16 protein-coding genes are annotated in these 20327 nt (G+C 72.2%); 6 read left to right on the top strand and 10 right to left on the bottom strand.

Going from position 1 to position 20327, the window contains the following annotated elements; all coding sequences use genetic code 11:
- Positions 1–54: 54 nt before the first annotated feature.
- The gene (locus tag AB0M36_RS15320) at positions 55–1125 is read left to right on the top strand and encodes a DNA polymerase ligase N-terminal domain-containing protein (RefSeq protein WP_364157239.1); all 1071 of its coding nucleotides are present in this window, start codon (positions 55–57) and stop codon (positions 1123–1125) included.
- A gap of 78 nt (positions 1126–1203) precedes the next feature.
- A complete protein-coding gene (locus AB0M36_RS15315; protein WP_364157237.1) occupies positions 1204–2238 on the top strand; it encodes a hypothetical protein in 1035 nt (344 codons plus the stop codon).
- On the opposite strand, the gene AB0M36_RS15310 is transcribed toward AB0M36_RS15315, so the two are convergent.
- From AB0M36_RS15310 to AB0M36_RS15290, 5 genes are all read right to left on the bottom strand, one after another.
- Entirely contained in the window at positions 2235–2834 is a 600-nt protein-coding gene (locus tag AB0M36_RS15310; protein ID WP_364157234.1) for an MBL fold metallo-hydrolase, read from the bottom strand. The genes AB0M36_RS15315 and AB0M36_RS15310 overlap by 4 nt on opposite strands.
- Entirely contained in the window at positions 2834–3919 is a 1086-nt protein-coding gene (locus AB0M36_RS15305; protein WP_364157231.1) for an S-(hydroxymethyl)mycothiol dehydrogenase, read from the bottom strand. The genes AB0M36_RS15310 and AB0M36_RS15305 overlap by 1 nt, the downstream gene beginning before the upstream one ends.
- 52 nt (positions 3920–3971) lie before the next feature.
- Positions 3972–4427: a MarR family transcriptional regulator gene (locus AB0M36_RS15300; RefSeq protein ID WP_364157229.1), complete on the bottom strand. Its 456-nt coding sequence runs from the start codon at positions 4425–4427 to the stop codon at positions 3972–3974.
- A gap of 169 nt (positions 4428–4596) precedes the next feature.
- Positions 4597–4986 (bottom strand): cupin domain-containing protein, encoded by a 390-nt coding sequence (locus tag AB0M36_RS15295; RefSeq protein WP_364157227.1) that lies wholly within the window; start codon positions 4984–4986, stop codon positions 4597–4599.
- Between the two features lie 37 nt (positions 4987–5023).
- Entirely contained in the window at positions 5024–6784 is a 1761-nt protein-coding gene (locus tag AB0M36_RS15290) for an EAL domain-containing protein (protein WP_364157224.1), read from the bottom strand.
- Between the two features lie 380 nt (positions 6785–7164).
- On the opposite strand from AB0M36_RS15290, the gene AB0M36_RS15285 reads away from it, so the two are divergent.
- Positions 7165–8751 carry a restriction endonuclease gene (locus AB0M36_RS15285; RefSeq protein WP_364157221.1) on the top strand — a complete coding sequence of 529 codons (1587 nt, stop codon included), beginning with the start codon at positions 7165–7167 and terminating at the stop codon, positions 8749–8751.
- Here AB0M36_RS15285 and AB0M36_RS15280 read toward each other — a convergent pair.
- The 3 genes from AB0M36_RS15280 to AB0M36_RS15270 are packed head-to-tail and all read right to left on the bottom strand — an operon-like array spanning position 8748 to position 14975.
- Positions 8748–12992, bottom strand: coding sequence for an AAA domain-containing protein (locus AB0M36_RS15280; RefSeq protein ID WP_364157219.1), 4245 nt, complete (start codon positions 12990–12992; stop codon positions 8748–8750). The genes AB0M36_RS15285 and AB0M36_RS15280 overlap by 4 nt on opposite strands.
- A gap of 10 nt (positions 12993–13002) precedes the next feature.
- Positions 13003–14391 (bottom strand): amidohydrolase family protein, encoded by a 1389-nt coding sequence (locus tag AB0M36_RS15275; protein ID WP_364157216.1) that lies wholly within the window; start codon positions 14389–14391, stop codon positions 13003–13005.
- Positions 14391–14975, bottom strand: coding sequence for an Atu4866 domain-containing protein (locus AB0M36_RS15270; RefSeq protein WP_364157213.1), 585 nt, complete (start codon positions 14973–14975; stop codon positions 14391–14393). The genes AB0M36_RS15275 and AB0M36_RS15270 overlap by 1 nt, the downstream gene beginning before the upstream one ends.
- Positions 14976–15097: 122 nt before the next feature.
- On the opposite strand from AB0M36_RS15270, the gene AB0M36_RS15265 reads away from it, so the two are divergent.
- Complete coding sequence (locus AB0M36_RS15265) at positions 15098–15934, top strand: helix-turn-helix transcriptional regulator (protein ID WP_364157212.1); 837 nt, start codon at positions 15098–15100, stop codon at positions 15932–15934.
- Positions 15935–15962: 28 nt separating this feature from the next.
- Here AB0M36_RS15265 and AB0M36_RS15260 read toward each other — a convergent pair whose 3' ends face one another.
- Together AB0M36_RS15260 and AB0M36_RS15255 are read right to left on the bottom strand one after the other, a co-directional pair.
- Positions 15963–16631 carry a hypothetical protein gene (locus AB0M36_RS15260; protein WP_364157209.1) on the bottom strand — a complete coding sequence of 223 codons (669 nt, stop codon included), beginning with the start codon at positions 16629–16631 and terminating at the stop codon, positions 15963–15965.
- A gap of 313 nt (positions 16632–16944) precedes the next feature.
- Positions 16945–18261 carry an AAA family ATPase gene (locus AB0M36_RS15255; protein WP_364157206.1) on the bottom strand — a complete coding sequence of 439 codons (1317 nt, stop codon included), beginning with the start codon at positions 18259–18261 and terminating at the stop codon, positions 16945–16947.
- A gap of 105 nt (positions 18262–18366) precedes the next feature.
- On the opposite strand from AB0M36_RS15255, the gene AB0M36_RS15250 reads away from it, so the two are divergent.
- Both AB0M36_RS15250 and AB0M36_RS15245 read left to right on the top strand, forming a co-directional pair.
- Positions 18367–19404, top strand: coding sequence for a beta family protein (locus AB0M36_RS15250; protein WP_364157203.1), 1038 nt, complete (start codon positions 18367–18369; stop codon positions 19402–19404).
- A 13-nt stretch (positions 19405–19417) separates the two neighbouring features.
- Entirely contained in the window at positions 19418–20302 is an 885-nt protein-coding gene (locus tag AB0M36_RS15245) for a bifunctional DNA primase/polymerase (RefSeq protein ID WP_364157200.1), read from the top strand.
- Positions 20303–20327 lie beyond the last annotated feature (25 nt).

The following is a 20327-nucleotide window of genomic DNA, read 5'->3' as shown; positions in this document are numbered from 1 at the left end:
GTTCCCACCCGCCGCCGGAATGACAACCGTGTAGTCCCGGCGGACAATCGGCACATGGCCGACCGTCTGGACGACTACCGGCGCAAGCGGGACGCGCGCCGCACGCCGGAGCCCGTGCCCCGGTCGCGGCCCCGCCCCACCGGCCGGAACAGGTTCGTCATCCAGCAGCACCACGCCCGCAGCCTGCACTGGGACGTCCGCCTGGAACGCGACGGCGTGCTGGTGTCGTTCGCCGTCCCGCGTGGGCTTCCCCGCGACCGCGCCCGCAACCACCTGGCCAAACACACCGAGGACCACCCGCTGGAGTACCTCGACTTTCACGGCGAGATCCCGGCCGGCGAGTACGGCGGCGGCCAGATGACCATCCACGACCACGGCACCTACGAAACGGACAAGTGGCGCGACGACGAGATAGGCGTCACTTTCCACGGCAACCGCACGTCCGGCCGGTATGTGTTCTTCCAGACCGGCGGCCGGGACTGGATGGTCCGACGGATGGACCCGCCGGAACCCGGCTGGGAGACCATGCCCGAGACCGTCGCGCCCATGCTCGCGACCGGGTCCGCCGGCCTGCCGCCGGACGACCACGACTGGGGGTACGAGCTGAGCTGGTCCGGCCGCCGCACCATCGCGTACGTCTCCGGCGGGCGGGTCCGGCTCTCCGACGACCAGGGCGCGGACGTGACCTCCTGGTATCCGGAGCTCCGGCCGCTCGGCGAGGCACTCGCGCCGCTCGAGGCCGTACTCGACGGGGAGATCGTGGCCTTCGACGGACCGGCGGTCTCACCCCCGCGGCTGGAGCGGCGCAAGGCGCCGCGCGACTCCGGAGCCGCCCGCCGGGCCGCCGAGCGCACTCCGGTGCAGTTCCTGGTGTACGACCTTTTGTGGCTGGAAGGGCACTCCACGGTGGAGCTCGTCCGCTACGGCGAGCGCCGGGAGCTTCTGGAGGGGCTCGCGCTGGCCGGCGACCACTGGCAGACCCCGCCCTACTTCAGCGGTGGCGGCGAGTTCGCCCTGGAGGCGGCCCGGGCCCAGGGCCTGGACGGCGTCGTCGCGAAACGCCTCGACTCGCCCTATCTGCCGGGGCGCCGCAGCCGGATGTGGCTCAGGATCGACAACCGATGACGTGATTCTTCTTCAGTGAGGCCCGCGTCACCCGATCAAAGGGGCTTGCGGTTCCTCGGCGGAAGGGTCCCAGCCTCCATGCACCACTCGCTACCCGGCCCGGCCGTCCCCCAGGACATGTCCGCTGACCTGTGGAACTCCGCCGTCTGCGCCCTCGGTGGGCACAAGGCGCGGGGAAGCTGGGACGTCGCGGTCACCGCCATCGGGCTCGCGTACGTGAGCCCCACGCGGGCGTGGAGTGACCTACGCCACCTGTTCGAGGCGCAGCGCCCCGACGGCCAGATCGCGCCCGACGGGTTCGTGGAGCCGCCGCTGCACGCGGTCGCCGCCTGGGAGGTCTACCGGCGTGCCGCCGCTCACGGAACGGTGTGCGCGCACGAGGCCGGCACCGAGCTTTCCTGGCTCTATCCACGGCTGGTGGCGCAGCAGGACTATCTGATCCGGGGACGCGACGCCGGCGGCGCCGGCCTGGCGAGCGTCGTGCGCGGCGCCGACGCCGTGGCCGAGTGCCCCTCCTTCAACGCGATTCTGGCCGCCGCCGAGCTGGCCCTCGTGCACCTCGCCGCGGTCGTGGGCGCGGACCCGACCGAGCACCGCCGACGGGCCCGGCAGCTCACCGAGACCATCGCCACCCGGCTGTACGACGAGCAGACCCGCACCTACCGCTCCCGGAACGTGCGGACCGGCGCCCTGAGCCCCGTGCGGAACGCCGACGGCCTGATGCCGCTGCTGCTGCCGGACCTGCCGCGGGAGCACGTCGAGGCGCTCGTCGCGGAGGTCACCTCGCCGCGCTTCGGGCTTCCGGCGACGACCGGCCTGCCGGCGCCGAGCTTCGACCGCGCCGCGCCCGCCGATTCGCCGGAGCACGGGCGCTCTATCCGGATCGACGTCAACTGGCTGCTGCGACGGGGCATGCTGGTGCACGGCTATCGCGACGAGGCCGAAGACCTGCGCACGGCGATGATCCGATTGGCACATCGCGCCGGGCTCTACGAGGGCTTCCACCCGGACACCGGCGCGGGCGTCGGCGCCCCGGCGTTCGGCCCGACCGCCGCGCTCTCCCTCGACCTGCTCGCCGACCGTTCCGTTCCCGCGTACGCGCGGGCGACCTAGAATTTCTCAGCCTCGATCGTGGTGTCGCTGCCATGGCCAGTGTGGACGACGGTCTGGAGCGGCAGGGTCAGCAGGCGGCTCCGGATCGACTGCTCGATCGTGGGCCGGTCGCTGTAGGAGCGCCCGGTCGCTCCCGGGCCGCCCTGGAACAGGGTGTCGCCGGTGAAGACGCAGCCCAGCTCTGGTGCGTACAGGCAGACGGCGCCGGGGCTGTGGCCCGGTGTGTGCAGCACCCGCAGGGTCGTGCCGGCCACCTCGAGCTCCTGGCCGTCGCTCAACGGCGCCGGCATCGGCAGGCCCGGATGCGTCAGCTTCCACAGCACTTCCTCCGCCGGATGCAGCAGCAGCGGCGCACCCGTCGCGGCGGCCAGCTCCGGGGCGACCCGGACGTGGTCGTCATGCGCGTGGGTGAGGACGATGGCGACGACCTTGCGGTCATCGACCAGCCCGAGAATCGCCTGCGCGCAGTGGGGAGCGTCGACGACCACGCATTCCGCGTCGTCACCCACGACCCACACGTTGTTGTCCACATCGAACGTCTCGCCGTCGAGGGAGAACGTGCCGCTGGTCACCGTGTGATCGACGCGTACGGCCATCAGAAGATCACCACCGAGCGCAGCACCCCGCCGGCGTGCATCTTGGCGAACGCGTCCTCGACCTGGTCGAGCCGGATCTCCTCGGTCACGAACGCGTCGAGGTCGAGCCGGCCCTGCCGGTAGAGCTCGGTCAGCATGGGGAAGTCGCGGGTGGGCAGGCAGTCGCCGTACCAGCTGCTCTTGAGCGCCCCGCCGCGGCCGAAGACGTCGAGCAGCGGCAGCTCGATCGTCATCTCGGGGGTCGGCACCCCGACCAGGACCACCGTGCCGGCCAGGTCCCGCGCGTAGAACGCCTGCCGGTACGTCTCCGGGCGGCCCACCGCCTCGACGACGACGTCCGCGCCGTAGCCGGCGGTGAGCTCACGGACGGCGTCGACCACGTCCGCCTCGCGCGCGTTGATCGTGTGGGTCGCGCCGAACCCCCGGGCCCACTCGAGCTTCTGGTCGTCGGTGTCGACCGCGATGATCGTGGTGGCCCCGGCCAGCGCCGCGCCGACGACCGCGCCGTCGCCGACTCCGCCGCAGCCGATGACCGCCACGGAGTCGCCGCGGGTGACGCCTCCGGTGTTGATCGCGGCGCCGATGCCCGCCATGACCCCGCAGCCGAGCAGGCCGACGGCCGCGGGCCGGGCGGCCGGATCGACCTTGGTGCACTGACCAGCATGGACCAATGTCTTCTCCACGAACGCGCCGATGCCCAGCGCGGGCGACAGCTCGGTGCCGTCCTCCAGCGTCATCCTCTGCGCGGCGTTGTGCGTCGCGAAGCAATACCAGGGCTTGCCCCTGCGGCAGGCCCGACAGTCGCCGCAGACCGCCCGCCAGTTCAAGACGACAAAGTCGCCCGGCGCGACGTCGGTGACCCCGGCCCCGACCGACTCCACCGTGCCCGCGGCCTCATGGCCGAGCAGGAAGGGAAAGTCGTCGTTGATGCCGCCCTCGCGGTAGTGCAGATCGGTGTGACACACGCCGCACGCCTGGACTTTGACGACCGCCTCGCCGGGGCCGGGATCCGGCACGACGATCGTGGTGACCTCGACGGGTGCACCCTTGGCCCGGGCGATGACTCCGCTGACTCGCTGGCTCATGCCGAACACCTTGCCACCGCGCGGCCTCCGGTGCGCGGCACACGGTGCCGGTTCAGGGCGCGGGGTCCTCCAGCAGGGAGCCGCAGAGCTTGGCGAGCTGACGGACCTGGGCGTCGGTCAGCCGGTCGAAGACGAGTTGCTGGACCGCTTCCACGTGCCCCGGCGCCGACTCTTCGACCTTGTGGAAGCCCTCGTCGGTCAGTACGGCGATCTGGACGCGGCCGTCCTCGGGATCGCGTTCGCGGTAGACCCAGCCCCGCGCCTCGAGCCGCGCCACCACGTGGGAGAGGCGGGACAGGGACGCGCTTGCCTGCTTGGCCAGACGGCTCATCGGCAGGCGGCGGTCCGCTCGCTCTGACAACGTTGCCAGCACCAGGTAGCCCATGTGGGTCAGGCCCGCGTCCCGTTGGAGCTGGCCCTCGAGCGCCGCCGGGACCTTGACGAGCACCTCGACGAACGCGCGCCAGGCCTGCTGTTGTTCATCCGTCAACCACCGCGGCTCGTCCATGGCTGCAGGTTAATGACCTGCCCACACCTGCCCGCCGACCGGGTATCCCGACCGGCCGGGCCGGTGGATCGACGGCCTTGATCGACCGGGGTATCGTCGCGGCGCGGCGCCGGGATCGGGCTGGCTGGGGGGCCTCACCCGGTTCCGGCGCCGTATCCTGCCGGGCACGTCAGGACTGCGGGGGCTCGTCCTTGCCGGCTTCTTCCATCGCGTCCGCTTTGGCCTTGGTCTGGTGCACCGCCCCGTCGGCGTGCTCCGGCGGTCCATAGATCGTGTAGAGCACCATCGGGTTCGGGCCCTCGTTGACGAAGTTGTGCGTGTGACCGGCCGGCACCACCACCAGGTCGCCCTGGTTGACCTTGCGGGTCTGGCCGCTCACCCTGGCCTCTCCCGTGCCGCTCACGAACGTCAGAATCTGGTCCACCTCGTGGACCTCCTCGCCGATCTCGCCGCCCGGCGGGATCGTCATGATGACGAGCTGCGTGTGCTTGCCCGTCCAGAGCACGCGGCGGAAATCCGGGCTCTTCTCGGCAACGGTGGCGATCGTGTAGTGCTCCATGTCAGGCTCGATACCCGCAACCGGGCGTCCGCAATCGTCAGGAGCGGCGCAGGCGCGGCGCGGGCCCGAGCGTCGACAGGGGCTCCGGCCGCCCGATCAGATAGCCCTGCACGAAATCGACCCCGAACTCGCGCAACATCCGCATTGTCGCCTCGTCCTGGACGAACTCCGCCACGGTGTGGATTCCGTACGCCTGGCAGACCTGCACGAGCGCGCGCACCAGTACCTGGTCCTGCGGGTTGTGCACCAGGTTCCGCACGTACTCGCCGTCGATCTTCACCAGGTCGATCGGGAAGAGCCGCAGGTAGCGAAACGACGCGTATCCCGAGCCGAAGTCGTCCAGCGCGAGCTGGCAGCCCAGGTCGCGGATGCGGTCGGCGAAGTTGCGCGCCTCGCTCAGGTTGCCGATGAGCGCCGTCTCGGTGATCTCGAAGGTCAACTGCTCGGGGTTCACCGCGTACCGCTCGATCAGCGACTCGACCTCGGCGGTCAGGCGCGGGTCTCCGACCGTACGCCCGGAGAGGTTGATCTGGAAGGAGTGTGCGGGCAGCGACGCCGCGACCTCCATCGCGCGCTCGACCACCCACAGGTCGATGTCGTAGACGGCGTCGAGGCGTTCGGCGGTGTCGAGCACGTGGATCGGCGACTGGGGGTCGCCGTGCTCGTCCAGCACCCGCAGCAGCAGCTCGTGCCGCAGCACCAGGTTGGTCTGCAATTCGAGGATCGGCTGGGCGAAGAGGGTGAACCGGTCGGTGCCCAGGGCGGCGGCCACCCGGCTGCGGTAGGAGCCCTGGCGGTCCTTGACCGGCACCGGGTCGGCGACCAGCGTCAGCGGGCGGTCTGTCTCGCGCGCCTGCCGCCAGGCGTGCTCGGCGTCGATCAACAGGTCGTGGCTGCCCGCGTCGCCGCCGGGCCGGAATCGGACGAGACCGGCCCAGGCCCGGGCGTGCACCCAGTTGTCGGGCAGGACGAACGGCTGCGTCCGCAGCGCCTCGACGAAGAGGTCGGCCTGCCGCCGGGCCATGACCCACGACGCTCCCGGCAGGAGGACACCGATCTCGTTCGGTCCGACGCGGCCCAGCAGGTCGTCCGGCCGGACCAGTCCTTCCAGGACGCGCGCGGCCCGGTGCAGCAGGTCGGCGTTGAGGTCGAACCGGACGCCGTCCGCGCGGTCCGGCTCGACGCGGACGATGAGCAGCGCTCCCCCGCCGCTGCGCTGCGCGCGGTCGATCTCGTCGGCGAAGCGCGCCCGGGTGAGCAGCCCGGTCGCGGGATCGGGGTCGACGATGGACGCCTGGACGGTCTCACCTCGGCGCGACAGGCGGGCCACCTCGCGGCGGGCCCGTTCCCGGGCCGAGACGTCACGCAACGCGCCTCTGATGCCGTTGACCGTGCCGTCGGGGTCGGCGACGGGTTCCAGGCGGCAGTCGACGTCGAACCAGCCGCCGTCGGCACGCATCAGGCGCAGGGTGATGCGCACCGGCTCGCGCGCCGCCCAGGCCTGGGTGATGGCGCCGAGTGCCTTGGCTTGGTCGTCGCGGTGCACGTGCCGGGCGAGGAGCTGACGGCTGACCTCGTTCTCCCTCGGCGGGCGGCCGAGCAACGTCGCGAGGCCCTCCGACCACACGATGCGGTCGCCGTCCGCCTGATAGGTGAAGGAGGCCTCGTCGTCCGCCGGGCTGCGCGACTCCGGCAGGTGCGGCGGCCGGGGGGCGGCGTTGGGGGTGAGCCGGGGACGGCGGGAGAGCCGGTCGCGCAGTGCGCGCGGACGCGGAAAACGTTCGTCGGGTGCCGTCATGCGCCGCCGCCACCTCCCCTCGCCCGTGAACTGATGCCCCTGACCTATTACGACCCGTCACCGCTTGATGTAACAGGGGACGACCGCGTCAATGTTTTCGCAGGTCGGCCATCAAGGCGATGAACAGGCAGTTCTCGCCCGATCAGACGGCGAATTTGGCCGATCGGCTGACGTGGATGACGCGTTCCGCGACGGCCGGAGGACCGCGAAATCCATGACGGACAGTTACTACGAGTGCTGACTGTGGAACCATGTGCGACCCCTACCCGTAGACGACGATCAACATGCACGCACAGCGTCCACGGCGGTGCTCCCCGTAATGAGATCGCGAGCCGGTGGATATGGTGGCCCTTCGGACACGTGAGCGAGGACGATCACGCATGGGCATCATTCGGGACATGCAGCGGCAGCACGCGATGCAGGCGGCCGCGGAGCTTCGAGCGAGCACGGCCGCCGCCCAGCAGCGCCAACTGATCCGGCGCAACGCGGATCTGGCGATCGCGGCGGCGCAGCAGGCCGCCGCCGACGCGGAACGGCAGCGCGAACACCGCCGACTGTACGCGGAGGCGCGCACCGCCGACGCGGCCGCCGCGAACGCCGACCTGCGGGCCCGCCTCACCGACCTCGACTCCCTGCTGCTGTCCACGTTGGACGTCGATGACCACATCGACCTCGACCGGTTCAAGAAGCCGGTCGCCGCGCCGCCCTTCGACCCGGGACCGCTCGGCCGGGCGGCGCCCGAACCGTCCTGGCAGAGCTACGCCCCGCCGGAGCCGCGCGGCGTCGGCAAGATCCTCGGCGGCGATCGGATCCATCAGCAGCAGCTCGCCCAGGCGAAACGGGCCTTCCAGCAGGCCCAGGCGCAATGGGCCGAGCACGAGCTGCGCCGCACCCGCCAGCTGGCGGCCCGCCGCGAGCAGTACGAGGAGAACCGCCGCCGCTACGAGGCGAAGCTGGTCGCGTACAACGCGGAGGTGGACCGGTTCGCGGCGGCGGTGGCGAGCGCGGATCCGGCCGCGGTGGTGGAGTACTTCGCCATGGTGCTCGGCAACTCCGTGTATCCGGACGACTTCCCTCAGCACTTTCGGCTCGCGTTCCAGCCGAAGAAGCGGCGCCTGCTGGTCGAGTACCACCTGCCGCCGGTCGAGGTGATCCCGGTGGTGAAGGAGTACCGCTACGACCGGGTCCGCGACGACCTGATGGCCGTGCCGCGCGACGAGGCCGAGGTGCGGCGCCGCTACACGGAGATCATCGCGATGGTCACTTTGCGTACGGTGCACGAGATCGTCGAGGCGGACCGCGGCGGCCTGGTCGCGGAGGTGCTGTTCAACGGGATCGTGGACACGATCGACCGGCGTACCGGCCGCTTCGTGCGGCCCTGCCTGGTGTCGCTGCGCACCGAGCGGGACACCTTCGCGGAGATCAAGCTTCGCCGCGTCGATCCGGTCGCCTGCCTCAGGCACCTGCGGGCCGGGCTCTCGGACTCACCCGACCAGCTCGACGGCGTGACCTCGGCCCTCGACTTCGACCGCGAGGCCGGCAAGGACTTCACCGAGGAGTTCAACGTGCTGGCCGACATCGACCACCGCCCCAACCTCGCCACGATGCCCCCGGCGGAGTGGGAGCAGACCCTCGCCGACCTGTTCAGCAACATGGGCCTGGCGATGGGCGCCGCCACCGACGGCCGCTGGCAGGCGGTCGACCCGCGTCCCGTCTTCGGTGGGCAGGTGGTGATCCAGGCCGTCCGCGGGCGGGTCGTCCCGGCCGGCACGGCGGTCGCCCTGGCGGCCACGGTCGCCGACAGCGGCGCCCTCAAGGGCATCCTGGTGGCGACGGACGGCTACGAGCCCGAGGCGTACGAGGCGGTGGCGGGCCGTCCCCTGGAGCTGCTGGACGGGCCGGCCCTGCTGAACCTGCTGGCGGAGCACTCGGGGGTCAAGGCACGGATAGAGAAGGAGGAGGCTTAGGGGGTGATGCCGAGCTCGTCGATCCGCTGCCACAACGGACGCAGGGCCGCCTCCGGCTCCCGCGCGAAAATGCTCCCCCGGATCCGGACGAACACGCAGTTGCCCACCCGCTCCAGCACCGCCTGCCGCCGCATGTCGCTCGCCCACTGCTCCGGCCCGTGGTACGCGTCCCCGTCGCATTCGATCGCCAGCCGGCGGCCGTCCGGCGCGTTGAGGACGAAGTCGATGCGGTAGCCACCGATCCGGAACTGCGGGGTGGGCCGGTAGCCCCGGGCCGCCAGGTGGCGCAGCACCGCGCGTTCGAAACCGCTCTCGCAGAGCAGCTCCGAGTCGGCCCGCGCCCCGAATGTGGTCAGGTTCAGCGCGTAGTTCAGCAGCAGCGCGCGGGCGTCGTCGGCGAGCAGGGACTCGGGGCGTACCGAATGGAAGATCCAGAGTTGGTCGCGGGCCCGGGAGGCCGCGACGTTGACCCGGCGGTGATAGTCGCGCTTGGTGAACGCGGCCGGCCGGCCGTCGTTGTCCGAGACCACCATGGACACCAGCACCACGTCACGCTCGTCGCCCTGGAAGGTGTACGCGTCGCCGACCCGGAGCCGGCGCGCCTGGATCTCGTCCTCCCCAATCGTCTCCCGCAGCCTCGACAGCAGGTAGGACGCCTGGCCGCTGCTGCTCAGCAGGCTGATGACCCCGAGCGACCTGTCCCGATAGGCCGGGTCCGCCACGATCGCCGCGACCCGGGCGACCAGGGCCTCCGCCTCGGCCACGTTGACGTCGCCGAAGGACGCCAGGGGCTGGCGTACGCCATCGGTCACGAAGACGGCCTTGACCGGTTCGAAGGCCGGACGGTCCGCGCGCAGCGGCTGGATCTTGCCGTCGTAGTAGTGCCGCGACGAGAACTCGATGATCTGGGGCACGCACCGGAAGTGCTCGGTGAGCAGGATCCGCTCGGGCGAGCGCCGCACGGCGTGGTCGTACAGCGACGATTCGGGGTCGAAGTGCTCCGCGGACGGCACGTCGCCGAGGTGGCTGTGGATAAGCCCCGAGACCGAGCCGACGAAGCCGAGCTGCGGCCCGATCTGCTGGTCGTCGCCGACCACGACGGCCCGTTCGGCGAGCGACAACACCGGCAGGGCGAACAGGTCCGCCTGCGACGCCTCGTCGACGATCACGACGTCGAAGCGGGCGCCGCCGGCGAACTGCTCGATGGCGCGGTCCACCGACATGACCCACACCGGCACGGCCTCCACAGCGGACTCCATGGCCCGCTGGGCGTGCGCCTGCCAGGCGGCGGCGCTGCGTCCGGTGCCCTTGCCGATCTTGCGCAGCGCGGTCGTCCAGTCGGCCAGCGCGGCACGCCGCCGGTCGTCGAGAGCGCGGGCGACCTCGAGCCAGGCCGAGGCGACGACGAGGTCGCCGGTGAGCGTGCGAATCCGCTCCCGGCCCTGCTCCACGCGGCGGTTCAGCACCGCCGGGTCGACGCTGCCCACCACCTGGTCGAACCAGGTCTGCGCCTGCCGCCACCGCCACGCCCGCGCACAGGCGGACGCCGAGACGGCCGGCACGATCCCGTCCTCGATCTGCGCGGCCCACTCCGGCGCAGCCGCGGCGAGCCGGTTCCGCAGCTCGACGTAGCGGGACACCCGCGGCCGCAGGGCGCGCAACCGCTCAACCTCCGCCACCTGCTCGTCCCAGCCCTCGAGCGTGCGCCACGCCGTGGCCAACGCCGGCCAGGGCGCGAGGCCGTCGGCCACCGCCCGATCGGCGGCGTCCAGCCGATCAAGAACGAAGACCACCGGGCCGTCGTCGAGCAGGGCCGCGATCTCCGCCAGCCGGGCGGCGTCAAGGTCAAGTTCTTCCTGGGGTACGACGGCAGCGAGCCGGGCCGAGAGCACGGGCCACTCCCGGGCGTCCCAGGCCAGCGACTGCGCCGCCTCGGCCAGCAGGCTTCCCGCCCACACCTCGGGATCGCCCTCGCGCGGCGGGATGCCGAGGCGCGGAATCCACTCGGACCAGTGCCCGCCGAGGCGCCGCTGCGCCTGCGCGCGCCGCACCCACGCGGAGGCGACGTCCACATCGTCCACGGATCGCAGCGGTTCGTCGTCGACGCGCACCTCGTCGGCGATCCTCCACAGCGACGCCTGGAGCAGCCGGTTGACGCCCTTGCCGGCCGCGAACCGCTCGCGCAGCTCGGCGAGGCCGGCGAGCAGCCGCTTCGGCTCCGCGCCGAGCTGCGCCGAGGCGACGACCCGGTGACCGGCGAGCCTGCGGGCTAGGTCGGCCAGCGACTGCTGCAGTGCCTCGGTGGCGGTGACGTGGTCGGTCCACACTGCCGCCCAGTGCGGGTCGGCGAGCAGGCGGCCCAGCCGGTCCGTCCACGTGCCCTCGCGCCGGCGTAGCCACGTCACCGCGTCCCGGAGCCCGTCGAGCAGCTCAGCCAGGGCTTCCGAGCCGTGTGCCCGTACCGAATCGGGGTCGACGCCGGCCGACGCCAACCGTGACACCCGCTCGGCGGCCGCCGCCCGGTCGGCCCGGTTCTGTTTCGCCTGGGCCGCGTCGGGCAGGGCCGCGACCTCGGGCAGATCCCGTGGCGCCGCCGCCCGGTCCGCCGGCGAGAGCGTGGCGGCCGACTCCAGCAGCTCGGCGAACTCGTCCGCGGTCAGCGGCGGCGGCGCGTAAGGATCGACGGCGTCCGGGATGCCGCCGTGCACGGCGGCATGTTCCCGCAGCCAGGTGCCCACGTCGGCGGGCGACAGGTCGACGTCGTCGATGGAGAAGGTGGCGGCCTCGCTCTCCGCGATCGCGCGCAGTCCACCCAGCGCCCGGGCGAGATCCCGCTCGGCCTCCTCGAGCCGGCGGGTGAGCCGCTCGACCCGCGCCGCCTCGGCGGGCTTGTCCAGCGTGGCGGCCCGGTCGGACAGCTCGCGGGCGGCGAGCTGCAACTGCACGAGCTGGTCGGTCGTGCGCCCCAGAACGGCCAGGCACAGCGCCCGTACCTGCTCGGGAAGCCCGTCGCGGAGCACCCGCAACGGATCCTCCTTCTGCGCGACCACCAGCACCCGCTTGCCGTTGGCCATGAGATGGCAGATCAGGTTGCGGATGGTGTGCGTCTTGCCGGTGCCCGGCGGACCCTGCACCGCGACGTTGCGGTGCAGGGCGAGCCGCCGGGCGATGGACTCCTGCGCCTCGTTCGTCGGCAGCGGCATGAGCAGTCGCTCGCCCACCCGCTGCCACTCCTGCGGCCGGTCGTCGGGCATCCGCAGCTTGCTCGGCTCGTGCGCGACGATCGCGGCGAGCGCACCGACGCTCGCGAGGTCGCCAGCGAGCAGACGGTCGCGCAGGTTCTCCAGGAAACCCCGGAGCAGCCGTTGCTTCGGCCGCGCGAACAGCACGCCGGTGTCCACGATCCGCGGCCCGACGCCCGCGTCGCCCGGCGACACGACGACTCGGTCGTAGCCGAGGCGGCCGAGCGCCCGCTCGAACAGCTCGCGCCGTTCGACGTCGTCCCAGAGGTCGACCTCGAGCGTGCCGGCCGGCCCCGCCAGCGCGACCAGCTGAGCGAGATAGCGCTCGTCGAGTCCGGCGAGGGCGTCGGTCTGGAGCCGGGACGGGCCCTGCGGGGAGACGGTGATCAGCGAACGGTCGGGCGTGTACTCGATGATGATCGGCGTCGCGACCAGCGGGTAGCGCACCCGCTGCCCGTCGACGACCGTCTCGAGGATGCCGTGGCCCCACACCAGCTCGGTGGTGGCGGCCGACATGTCGATCTGGTGCATCAGGTCGAAGAGGCGGCGGTGCAGGCCGCGGGTCTGCTCCGCGCCGCGGCTGAGGAGAGACCACGGCCGCCACACCTCGTCGCGCCAGGCCGCGAACCCGCCATCCCCGACCGGCCCTGACTCCCCGACCGGCCCTGACTCCCCGACCGGCCCTGACTCCCCGACCGGCACGGGTCCGTAGGCCAGCACGGGCTCGTCGGCCGGGGTCACCTCGGTGAGCCGGCGGCGCAGCTCGGCCGGGACCGGCGGGGAAACCGGCAGGTCGGGCAGGCCCACCCGCAGCCACGTCGTGTCATCCCCGGCCGGGCCGACTCCACAGGCGGGATGCGCGGGGAGGTCGTCGAGCCACCACGCCTCCGCCGGCACCGTGCGCGCCGGACGCTCCAGGTGCGCCCGCACGCCGAGCAGATAGTCGGCGACGGAGACGGCCCGGTCCCGGATGACGGTCGGCGACTCTGGCTCGGGCATTCTTCGCAGACTATCCGATGTGCGCCGCCGCACCCCGTGCCGCCGCGGTCCGCAGGATGTGGGCGCGGGACTCCTCGACCTCGGCGCGGAGCGCGACGAGGTTGACGTCGAGCACCTTGCCATCCCACTTGCGGGGCTCGCCGTCGATGAGGACCGCGCTGATGTTGCGGGCGTCGGCGCCCAGGACGACGGTGCCGATCGGGTCGTTCAGCGGCAGGTTGTTGAGGTCGTCGGCGCGGATGACCTGCAGGTCGGCCTTCTTGCCCACGGTCAGCGTGCCGGTGACGTCGCCCAGCCCGTTGGTGTGTGCGCCCTGGCGGGTCGCGAAGTCGAGCACGTCGTGGGTGGTGACGCGCCGCGGTTGCCGGTCGGTGCCGTACCCGGCGTTGACCGCGCGCATCCGCTGGATGGCGTGCAGCGCCCGCATCTGGGTGAACATGTCGCTGGCGAGGGCGACCTCGACATCGATGCTCAGACCCGGCCGTACGCCCACGGCCAGCGCCTCGTCCACCGCCGGAATGGCCGTCTCGAGACCGATCTGGGCGTCCGACGTGGGCGCCAGGGCCACGGTCGCGCCGGTGTCGCCGATCGCGCGCCACGCCCGCGACGTCAGGCCGGTGGCGTGGATCAGCGTGACGGTCGGATCCAGGAGCCCGTCGGCGGCCCAGCGCAGCACCGCCTCGGAGGAGCTCTGTCCGAACACGGCGTCGATGCTGACGCCGATGCCCAGCTCCCGGGCCACCCGTGCCAGCGACGGCCCGTACGCGATGTCCGGTCCGGCGATCTCGTCGGTGGCCAGCGCTCCCAGCCTCAGCGTGAGCAGCTGGTCCTTGCCGCCGAAGTACGTCTCCCGCAGCCGGGTCAGGTCGGCCGGCCACTGCCGGTCCCAGTCGCCGAAGTGCGGGGCCATGCCGGCGTGCACGCCCCGGATGCCGGTGTCCAGCAGCGCCCGGATCGCGGACTCGGAGTGCTCGCGGGACCGCGAGTTGTGTGAGAAGTCGAGCATGCAGGTGATGCCGCTGTCGATCGCGGTGAGGGCCGCCAGCCTGGTGCCGACGTACATGTCCTCGGGGCGGTAGGCCGGGGCGTAGGAGACGAGGGTGTCCGTCACGTACGCCATGAGATCGTCGACGTCCGGCATGATCCGTCGAAGTTGCGCCTGCCAGGCGTGGCGGTGTGTGTCGACGAAGCCGGGGGCGAGGATGGCGCCGGAGGCGTCGACCGTGATGGCGTCCTCGACGCCCAGGTCGGTGCCGATCGCGGCGATCCGGTCGCCCTCGACGAGCAGGTCGGCCCGGTCGAGTACGCCCAGCGCGTCGTCCATCGTGACGATGGTGGCGCCGGTGAACAGGATGCGACGCCGGCGGTCGCCCGCGTGTCGCCGAATGTGGTCAAGCATCAGCTGGCAGCTTTCTCGAGGATGTATTCGGCGTGGAACAGCTCCTCGCCGATGACGTCTCCGAAGGCGTAGAAGCCCGAGTCGTCGAGGTAGTCGATGCGGTCGCCGTCGACCCAGTAGCGGCCCGTGTACGCGTGCCGGCGCCCGCCCCGGGTCTCGTCGTAGCGGCCGTCCGGGCGCAGTTCCTGGTGCAGCCAGCCGGCACGGTCGACCCACACGCCGGTCCACGCCGGGTCCGGGCCCGCCGCACGGTCGAGCGGCTCGCCGTTCCAGATCACCGGCTGTCCCCGCGTCAGCAGCGCGCGGACGTCGCCACGGCTCAGCACCACCCGCCACCACAGGGTGCCCGGACGCGGCATGACCCGCTCGGGCACGACGAGCAGATCGGCCGGTCCCGGCTCGACCGCACCGACCTGGTGACCGCCCTGGCCTCCCGGCCGGGGAACCACGGCCGCCATGGCCAGGCCGGTCCCGTCGACCACCTCGCCGTCCGGACCGGTCCGGGTGACATGTCCGTCGTGCACCCGTACGTCGGTGATCACGGTCCCGCTCGGCGTAAAGACGCGCACGCCCTTGAAGAGCACAGGTCCTCCCTGGTTCGTCGGTCCCATCACGGTGCGCGAGTGCGGCGCGCGGTGCCAGGCCCCGCGTTCGTGGCCCTGACAGGGCCACCCACCGGCGGCGTCGCGGCCCTACCCTGGCTCGGGTGGGCGCGACGGAGATGGGCGAGTTCCTCAGGGCGAGACGGGCACGGGTGAGTCCCGAGGCGGCCGGACTGCCGCCGGGAGGCGGGCTGCGGCGGGTGCCGGGCCTGCGCCGGGAGGAGATCGCGGTGCTGGCCGGGGTCAGCGTCGACTACTACCGGCGGCTGGAGCAGGGCCGCGAGCACCGGCCGTCGACCGCCGTCCTCGACGCGCTGGCCCGCGCGCTCGACCTGGACGAGGACGCCCGCGCCCACCTGTTCCGCCTTGCCGGGGTGCAGCCGCCGTTGCTGCGTGCCAGACCCGCGCGCCGGGTCAGCCCTGAGTTGCTCAGGCTGCTCGGCTCGTGGCCGCACACGCCGGCGGTGGTCATCGACCGGACGCTCGACGTGCTGGCGCTCAACGAGCTCGCGTCGGCGCTCTACCGCGACTTCGACAGCGTCGACAACTTCGCCCGGATGACCTTCGTCGACCCGGTCGGCCGCGAGTTCTTCGTCGAATACGAACGGGCCGCCCAGTCCTGCGTGGCGAACCTGCGAATCGCCCAGTCCGACGACTCCCTCGACGCAGCTGTGGCCGAGCTGGTCGCGGAGCTGAGCGCGGCCAGCGCGCTGTTCGCCCGGCTCTGGGCCGGGCACGAGGTGCGCGGGAAGACGCGGGCGGCCAAACGGTTCCAGCACCGCGCGGTCGGCGTCCTGGAGCTCGACTTCCAGGCCTTCGAGGTGCGCGGCGCCCCGGGTCAGGAGCTCGTCGTCTATTCGGCGGCACCGGGGAGCGAGAGCGCACAGAAGCTCGCACTGCTCGGTTCACTCGGCGCGACGGACCGCGCCGCACGCCGCTGAAAGCCGTGCGCTCTTCGAGAAGCCGTGATCAGGGGAACTGCATGCGGCGTGGTCGCGGGATCACCGGCGGCGGGAGTGGCAGGTCGTCGAGGTGGCTCCAGTGCAGCGCGCCGTTGTCGGTGGACTTGAGCTCGCCGAGGCAGGCCCGCAGCAGCCCCAGGTTCGGCGCGCCGGCGAAGCCGGCGATCACCACCTCCGGGGTGGGCACGATCCGGGCGATCGCGGCACAGATCTTGGCCACCTCGCGCTCGTCGACGGCGTCGAGCGGCAGGGGGGCCTCGGCCTGCGACCGGCGCCACGGCGGGCCGAAGCGGCGCAGCAGCTCACGGGCGAGCCGGCCGAACGAGCGGCCGACCTGGGCGTCGCGCATGGAGTCACGGGCGGACTGTCCGTAGCACCAGGGAACGACGACGTGCCCGTTGATGACCACGAGCTGATAGACCGACTTGGGGACGCTGATGATCTCAGCGCCGGGAAGTGTGCCGAGGAAGAGCACGAGTTCTTCGTACGGCAGGGGCCACCGCGGGTTGGCGAGGACTCGTTCCGTCGTCTGCGTCGTCGCGGGGTGTGCGTTGACTTCACGGTCGATGGCCGTGCTGAAAGCCTCGGGCACCCGGGTCCAGAGCTCGGCGGCGACCTTGTCACCGAACTGCTCGACCACCCACTCGCTGGGACCGACAAGAACGTCTGGACGCATCCGGTACCACCACCGTCCGTGTCGCTGGCGCTACGTCTGGCTAGAAGAGTTCCATCTCCGGAGATCGACAGGAAGGGTCTCGCGCCGACATCTCAAAAACGTCCGTGAATGAACCTTGCGGAATGTTCAAACTGTTGCAAGGGCACCGGCGATGCAGGTCCGTGACCCGCGAACATGCAACTTGCACGGCGAACCGCACGTGCAAGTTGCATGTCAGCTCGTGGATCAGTCCTCTATTTGACAGTTAACCGGGCCCATATTTCGAGCGCATTGCGGCGGTGCGAACATCGTCGCGATCCTCGACGGACGGTGATCACCGGCGCCGCGAGAGATGGGCGAGCATCGCCTGGTTGGCCTCCCAACCATCGGGAAACTTCACCGGCACGCCCAACTGCACCGGCTCGGTCGACGGGTGCGCGTCGAGCAGTTCGGCGATGCCGGCCCGGGCCACCACCACGCACGCGTGCCGGTGGCGGGAGGTCAGCACGCACAGCCGCCCCGACTCCAGGTGGAAGGCGGTCGCGTCCTGCCGGCCGGAGAGCGGGTGGAGCACGACGGTCAGGTCGTACTCGCGGCCCTGGAGGCGGTTGGCGGTGTCGACGGTGACGTCGGCCGCCTCCGCGGGCAGGAACGAGCGGATGGCGGCCACCTGGTCGCGATGCGCCGCCCCGATGGCGACGCGCTCGGCGGTCAGCGGGTTCGTCCCCGCCTCCGAGACGGTGCGGCCGTCGCGGGACAGGGCGCGGACGGCCAGACCCGCGCACGCGGCGGCCGCCTCGGCATCCGTGCGCACGGTGAAGCGCGCCGGCAGCTCGTGCAGGCCCCAGCCCGTCGCCGCAGCGGTGTCGAGGACCTCATCGAGCTCCGAGGTGGCCGACCCGTCGAAGGTCAGGACGCGGTCGCCCGCCTCGGTGCCGGCGCGGAACCCGGTGAAGGGGTAGAAGGCCTCCGCGACCACGGGCGCCGCCGACGCCGGGAGCCGCCACGACACCGGCAGGCGATGCACCGGCAGCTCGGGGTTGTGCCGCAGCAGGACGGCCACGGCGCTCTGCATCGGGTCCCACGACAGGCCGGTCCAGCGGTCGACCTCCACCGTGGAGAACGGGTCGAGCTGGCCGGGGTCGCCCACGAACAGCGCGCGCTCGAAGCGGGAGGCCACGCGCAGCAACGCGTCGGAACGCATCTGGTAGGCCTCGTCCACGATGGCCCAGGGCCACGTGCCGTCGGTGACCGTCGCCCACTTCGCGGCGGTGCCGATGACCACCTGAGCCCCGCCGAGGTCGGCGACCTTGGGGGCGACCCGGCACGACGGATGCGCGCGGACCCGCTCGGTCGCGGCGTAGTCGACCGCCGACAGCCGGCCCACACCCAGCTCCGGCGAGGCGATGCCGAGCCGGGCGATGAGGTCGTCCACCTGCTCATTGGTCTGCGCCACGATCATCAGCGGCGTGCCCGACGCGGCGAGCACGCCGGCCGCCTTGACCACCAGGGTGCTCTTGCCCGCGCCGGGCGGCGAGTCGACGACGATGCCCCGATGCGGCGAGTTCGCGAGGTCGCGCAGCACGGCGTCGACGACCCGGGCCGCCTCGACGGCGGGACTGTTGCGTGAGGTCACGGTCACGGCGACCACCGTATCGCCGGCCCCCGGGACAATCCGCTAGGCGCAAACTTCACCTGAAGTGAGGAACGGATCGCACATCGGCCCGGCTGGGCGAGATGCGGCTACTTTGAGTGAATGACCGTATTCACGGGGGCCAAGGCCGTGGAGGACGGTGTGTACCGGCCGATCCTGCGACCCCGGCGGGGCGAGTTCGCCGCCCTGCATCACCTCGACGCGGCCGCCGCCCGGCGGGTCACCCCCATCATCGAGGCCTCGCCCCGCGAACGGCTGCTCCAACTCGTCCGCCAGCTTCCGCCGCGCACCGGCGCGATCGCCGTGGACCTCGGCGCCGTGCCGGACCCGGCGGACTCGCTCGTCTCCCCGCCGCTCGACCTCGCCGAGGACCTGGCGGCGCTCGGTGTGGCGATGCTTCCGGTGCTCCGGGCGAGCGACAGCCGTCGCCGCCTCGTGGAGAACGGCCTGGCCGCTCGCATGCACCTGATGCGGGCGGTCCTGCGGCTTCAGCCGCATGTCGACGTGCGCAACGCGGCCGAGGCCACCGCCACCACCGACCGGATGCTGGCCGCGGCGGGCCTCGAGGCGGATCGGGTCGACCTGCTGATCGACCTCGCCGAGACGGCCTGCGCCGCGCACGCCCACCGCTTCGAGGAGCGGGCCCGCCACGTGCTGCGCTGGGCCCGGGCGACGCCGTGGCGATCGGTCACCGTCGCGGCCGGCGCCATGCCGCCCAACCTCGACGACCTGCCCACCGACGAACCGGTCACGGTCGGCCGCCTCGACGCGCGCATGTGGTCCCGGCTGTGCGAGCCGGGCGTCGGCTACGCGGACTACGGAGTGACATCTCCGGTACGCCGCGACGGCATCAATCACCGCCAGCTCCCCACGCTGCGCTACACAACGGAGCGTGACTGGTGGATCTATCGCTGGGCCCGGCGCGGTGGTCGCAGCGACGACCGCTGCCACGACCTGTGCCGCACCCTCGTCGACTCACCGCAGTGGCCGACGGCGGGAGCCCGCTTCTCCTGGGGCGACGCGGAGATCGCCCGGCGAGCCCGCAGCGCTCGCGGCGGCGGAAGCCCGGCGAGTTGGATGGCGTGGAGCACCTCGCACCACATCGCCCACGTCCTGGCGACACTGAGCGGCCCTCAGTAGTACATTTGTGCTAATGCTGCTCGACGCCGCCCTCGCGTATGCCCGGCACGGCATCCCCGTCCTGCCGGTGCACACCCCCGCGCGGGACGGTTCCTGCTCCTGTGGACGCTCCGGCTGCGACCGGCCGGGCAAGCATCCCCGGCTGCGGCACGGGCTGAACCAGGCCAGCGTCGATCCGCACCGGATCGCGCAGTGGTGGACCCGCTGGCCGGAGGCGAATGTCGGGCTGCACACCGGAATCGTCATGGACGTCGCCGACGTCGACTCGCCGCAGGGCTGGCACGCCCTGCGCCACCTGCTCGGCGGCGAGCTGCCGGCGGGGCCGCAGGTCCGCACCGGCAGCGGCGGGTGGCACTTCTGGTTCCGACCCGCGGGCTTCGGCAACCGGGTGCACCTGCTGCCGGGCGTCGACTGGCGCGGCCGCGGCGGATACGTGATAGCTCCCCCGTCCCGGCACGCGCGGGGCACGTCCTACTACTGGGTGGTGCGGCCCGGAGCCGGGCCGCCGGCGGCGCCCGACGCCCTGCGGGAGCTCATCGCCGGGCCCGATCCGCCGTTGCGCGCCGACGGCCGCGGCACCGCGCCGATCGTCGACCTGACGATGATCACCTATCCCGAGCGGTATGCCGCCGCGGCGCTCGAAGCGGAGACCCACCGGGTCGCGCACGCGGCGGTCGGCACGCGCAACGACACGCTGAACCGGGCCGCGTTCGCACTGGGTCGCCTCGTCGGGGCCGGGATGCTGGACGCGGCGACGGTGACGCGTGAGCTCAGGGCCGCCGGGGCATGGGCCGGACTCGGCCGCGACGAGATCATCCGGACGCTTCGGTCGGGATTGGACGCGGGACGCCGGTCATCGCCCCGCCGGAGTGCCATCGACCAGCGTCGCTTGGCGTGATCCCGGCACTACCGCAAGGATAGTG

This window comes from Actinoplanes sp. NPDC051346 (assembly GCF_040682215.1).
Lineage (GTDB): Bacteria > Actinomycetota > Actinomycetes > Mycobacteriales > Micromonosporaceae > Actinoplanes.
The sequence above is the reverse complement of the archived record's forward strand: the minus strand, read 5'-3'. Positions and strand labels throughout refer to the sequence as shown.

What these genes read in the sequence shown, in the direction of transcription:
- AB0M36_RS15320 (WP_364157239.1), top strand. Translation starts at nt 55, where the DNA reads ATGGCCGACCGTCTGGACGACTACCGGCGCAAGCGGGACGCGCGCCGC.
- AB0M36_RS15315 (WP_364157237.1), top strand. Translation starts at nt 1,204, where the DNA reads ATGCACCACTCGCTACCCGGCCCGGCCGTCCCCCAGGACATGTCCGCT.
- AB0M36_RS15310 (WP_364157234.1), bottom strand. Translation starts at nt 2,834, where the DNA reads ATGGCCGTACGCGTCGATCACACGGTGACCAGCGGCACGTTCTCCCTC.
- AB0M36_RS15305 (WP_364157231.1), bottom strand. Translation starts at nt 3,919, where the DNA reads ATGAGCCAGCGAGTCAGCGGAGTCATCGCCCGGGCCAAGGGTGCACCC.
- AB0M36_RS15300 (WP_364157229.1), bottom strand. Translation starts at nt 4,427, where the DNA reads ATGGACGAGCCGCGGTGGTTGACGGATGAACAACAGCAGGCCTGGCGC.
- AB0M36_RS15295 (WP_364157227.1), bottom strand. Translation starts at nt 4,986, where the DNA reads ATGGAGCACTACACGATCGCCACCGTTGCCGAGAAGAGCCCGGATTTC.
- AB0M36_RS15290 (WP_364157224.1), bottom strand. Translation starts at nt 6,784, where the DNA reads ATGACGGCACCCGACGAACGTTTTCCGCGTCCGCGCGCACTGCGCGAC.
- AB0M36_RS15285 (WP_364157221.1), top strand. Translation starts at nt 7,165, where the DNA reads ATGGGCATCATTCGGGACATGCAGCGGCAGCACGCGATGCAGGCGGCC.
- AB0M36_RS15280 (WP_364157219.1), bottom strand. Translation starts at nt 12,992, where the DNA reads ATGCCCGAGCCAGAGTCGCCGACCGTCATCCGGGACCGGGCCGTCTCC.
- AB0M36_RS15275 (WP_364157216.1), bottom strand. Translation starts at nt 14,391, where the DNA reads ATGCTTGACCACATTCGGCGACACGCGGGCGACCGCCGGCGTCGCATC.
- AB0M36_RS15260 (WP_364157209.1), bottom strand. Translation starts at nt 16,631, where the DNA reads ATGCGTCCAGACGTTCTTGTCGGTCCCAGCGAGTGGGTGGTCGAGCAG.
- AB0M36_RS15250 (WP_364157203.1), top strand. Translation starts at nt 18,367, where the DNA reads ATGACCGTATTCACGGGGGCCAAGGCCGTGGAGGACGGTGTGTACCGG.
- AB0M36_RS15245 (WP_364157200.1), top strand. Translation starts at nt 19,418, where the DNA reads ATGCTGCTCGACGCCGCCCTCGCGTATGCCCGGCACGGCATCCCCGTC.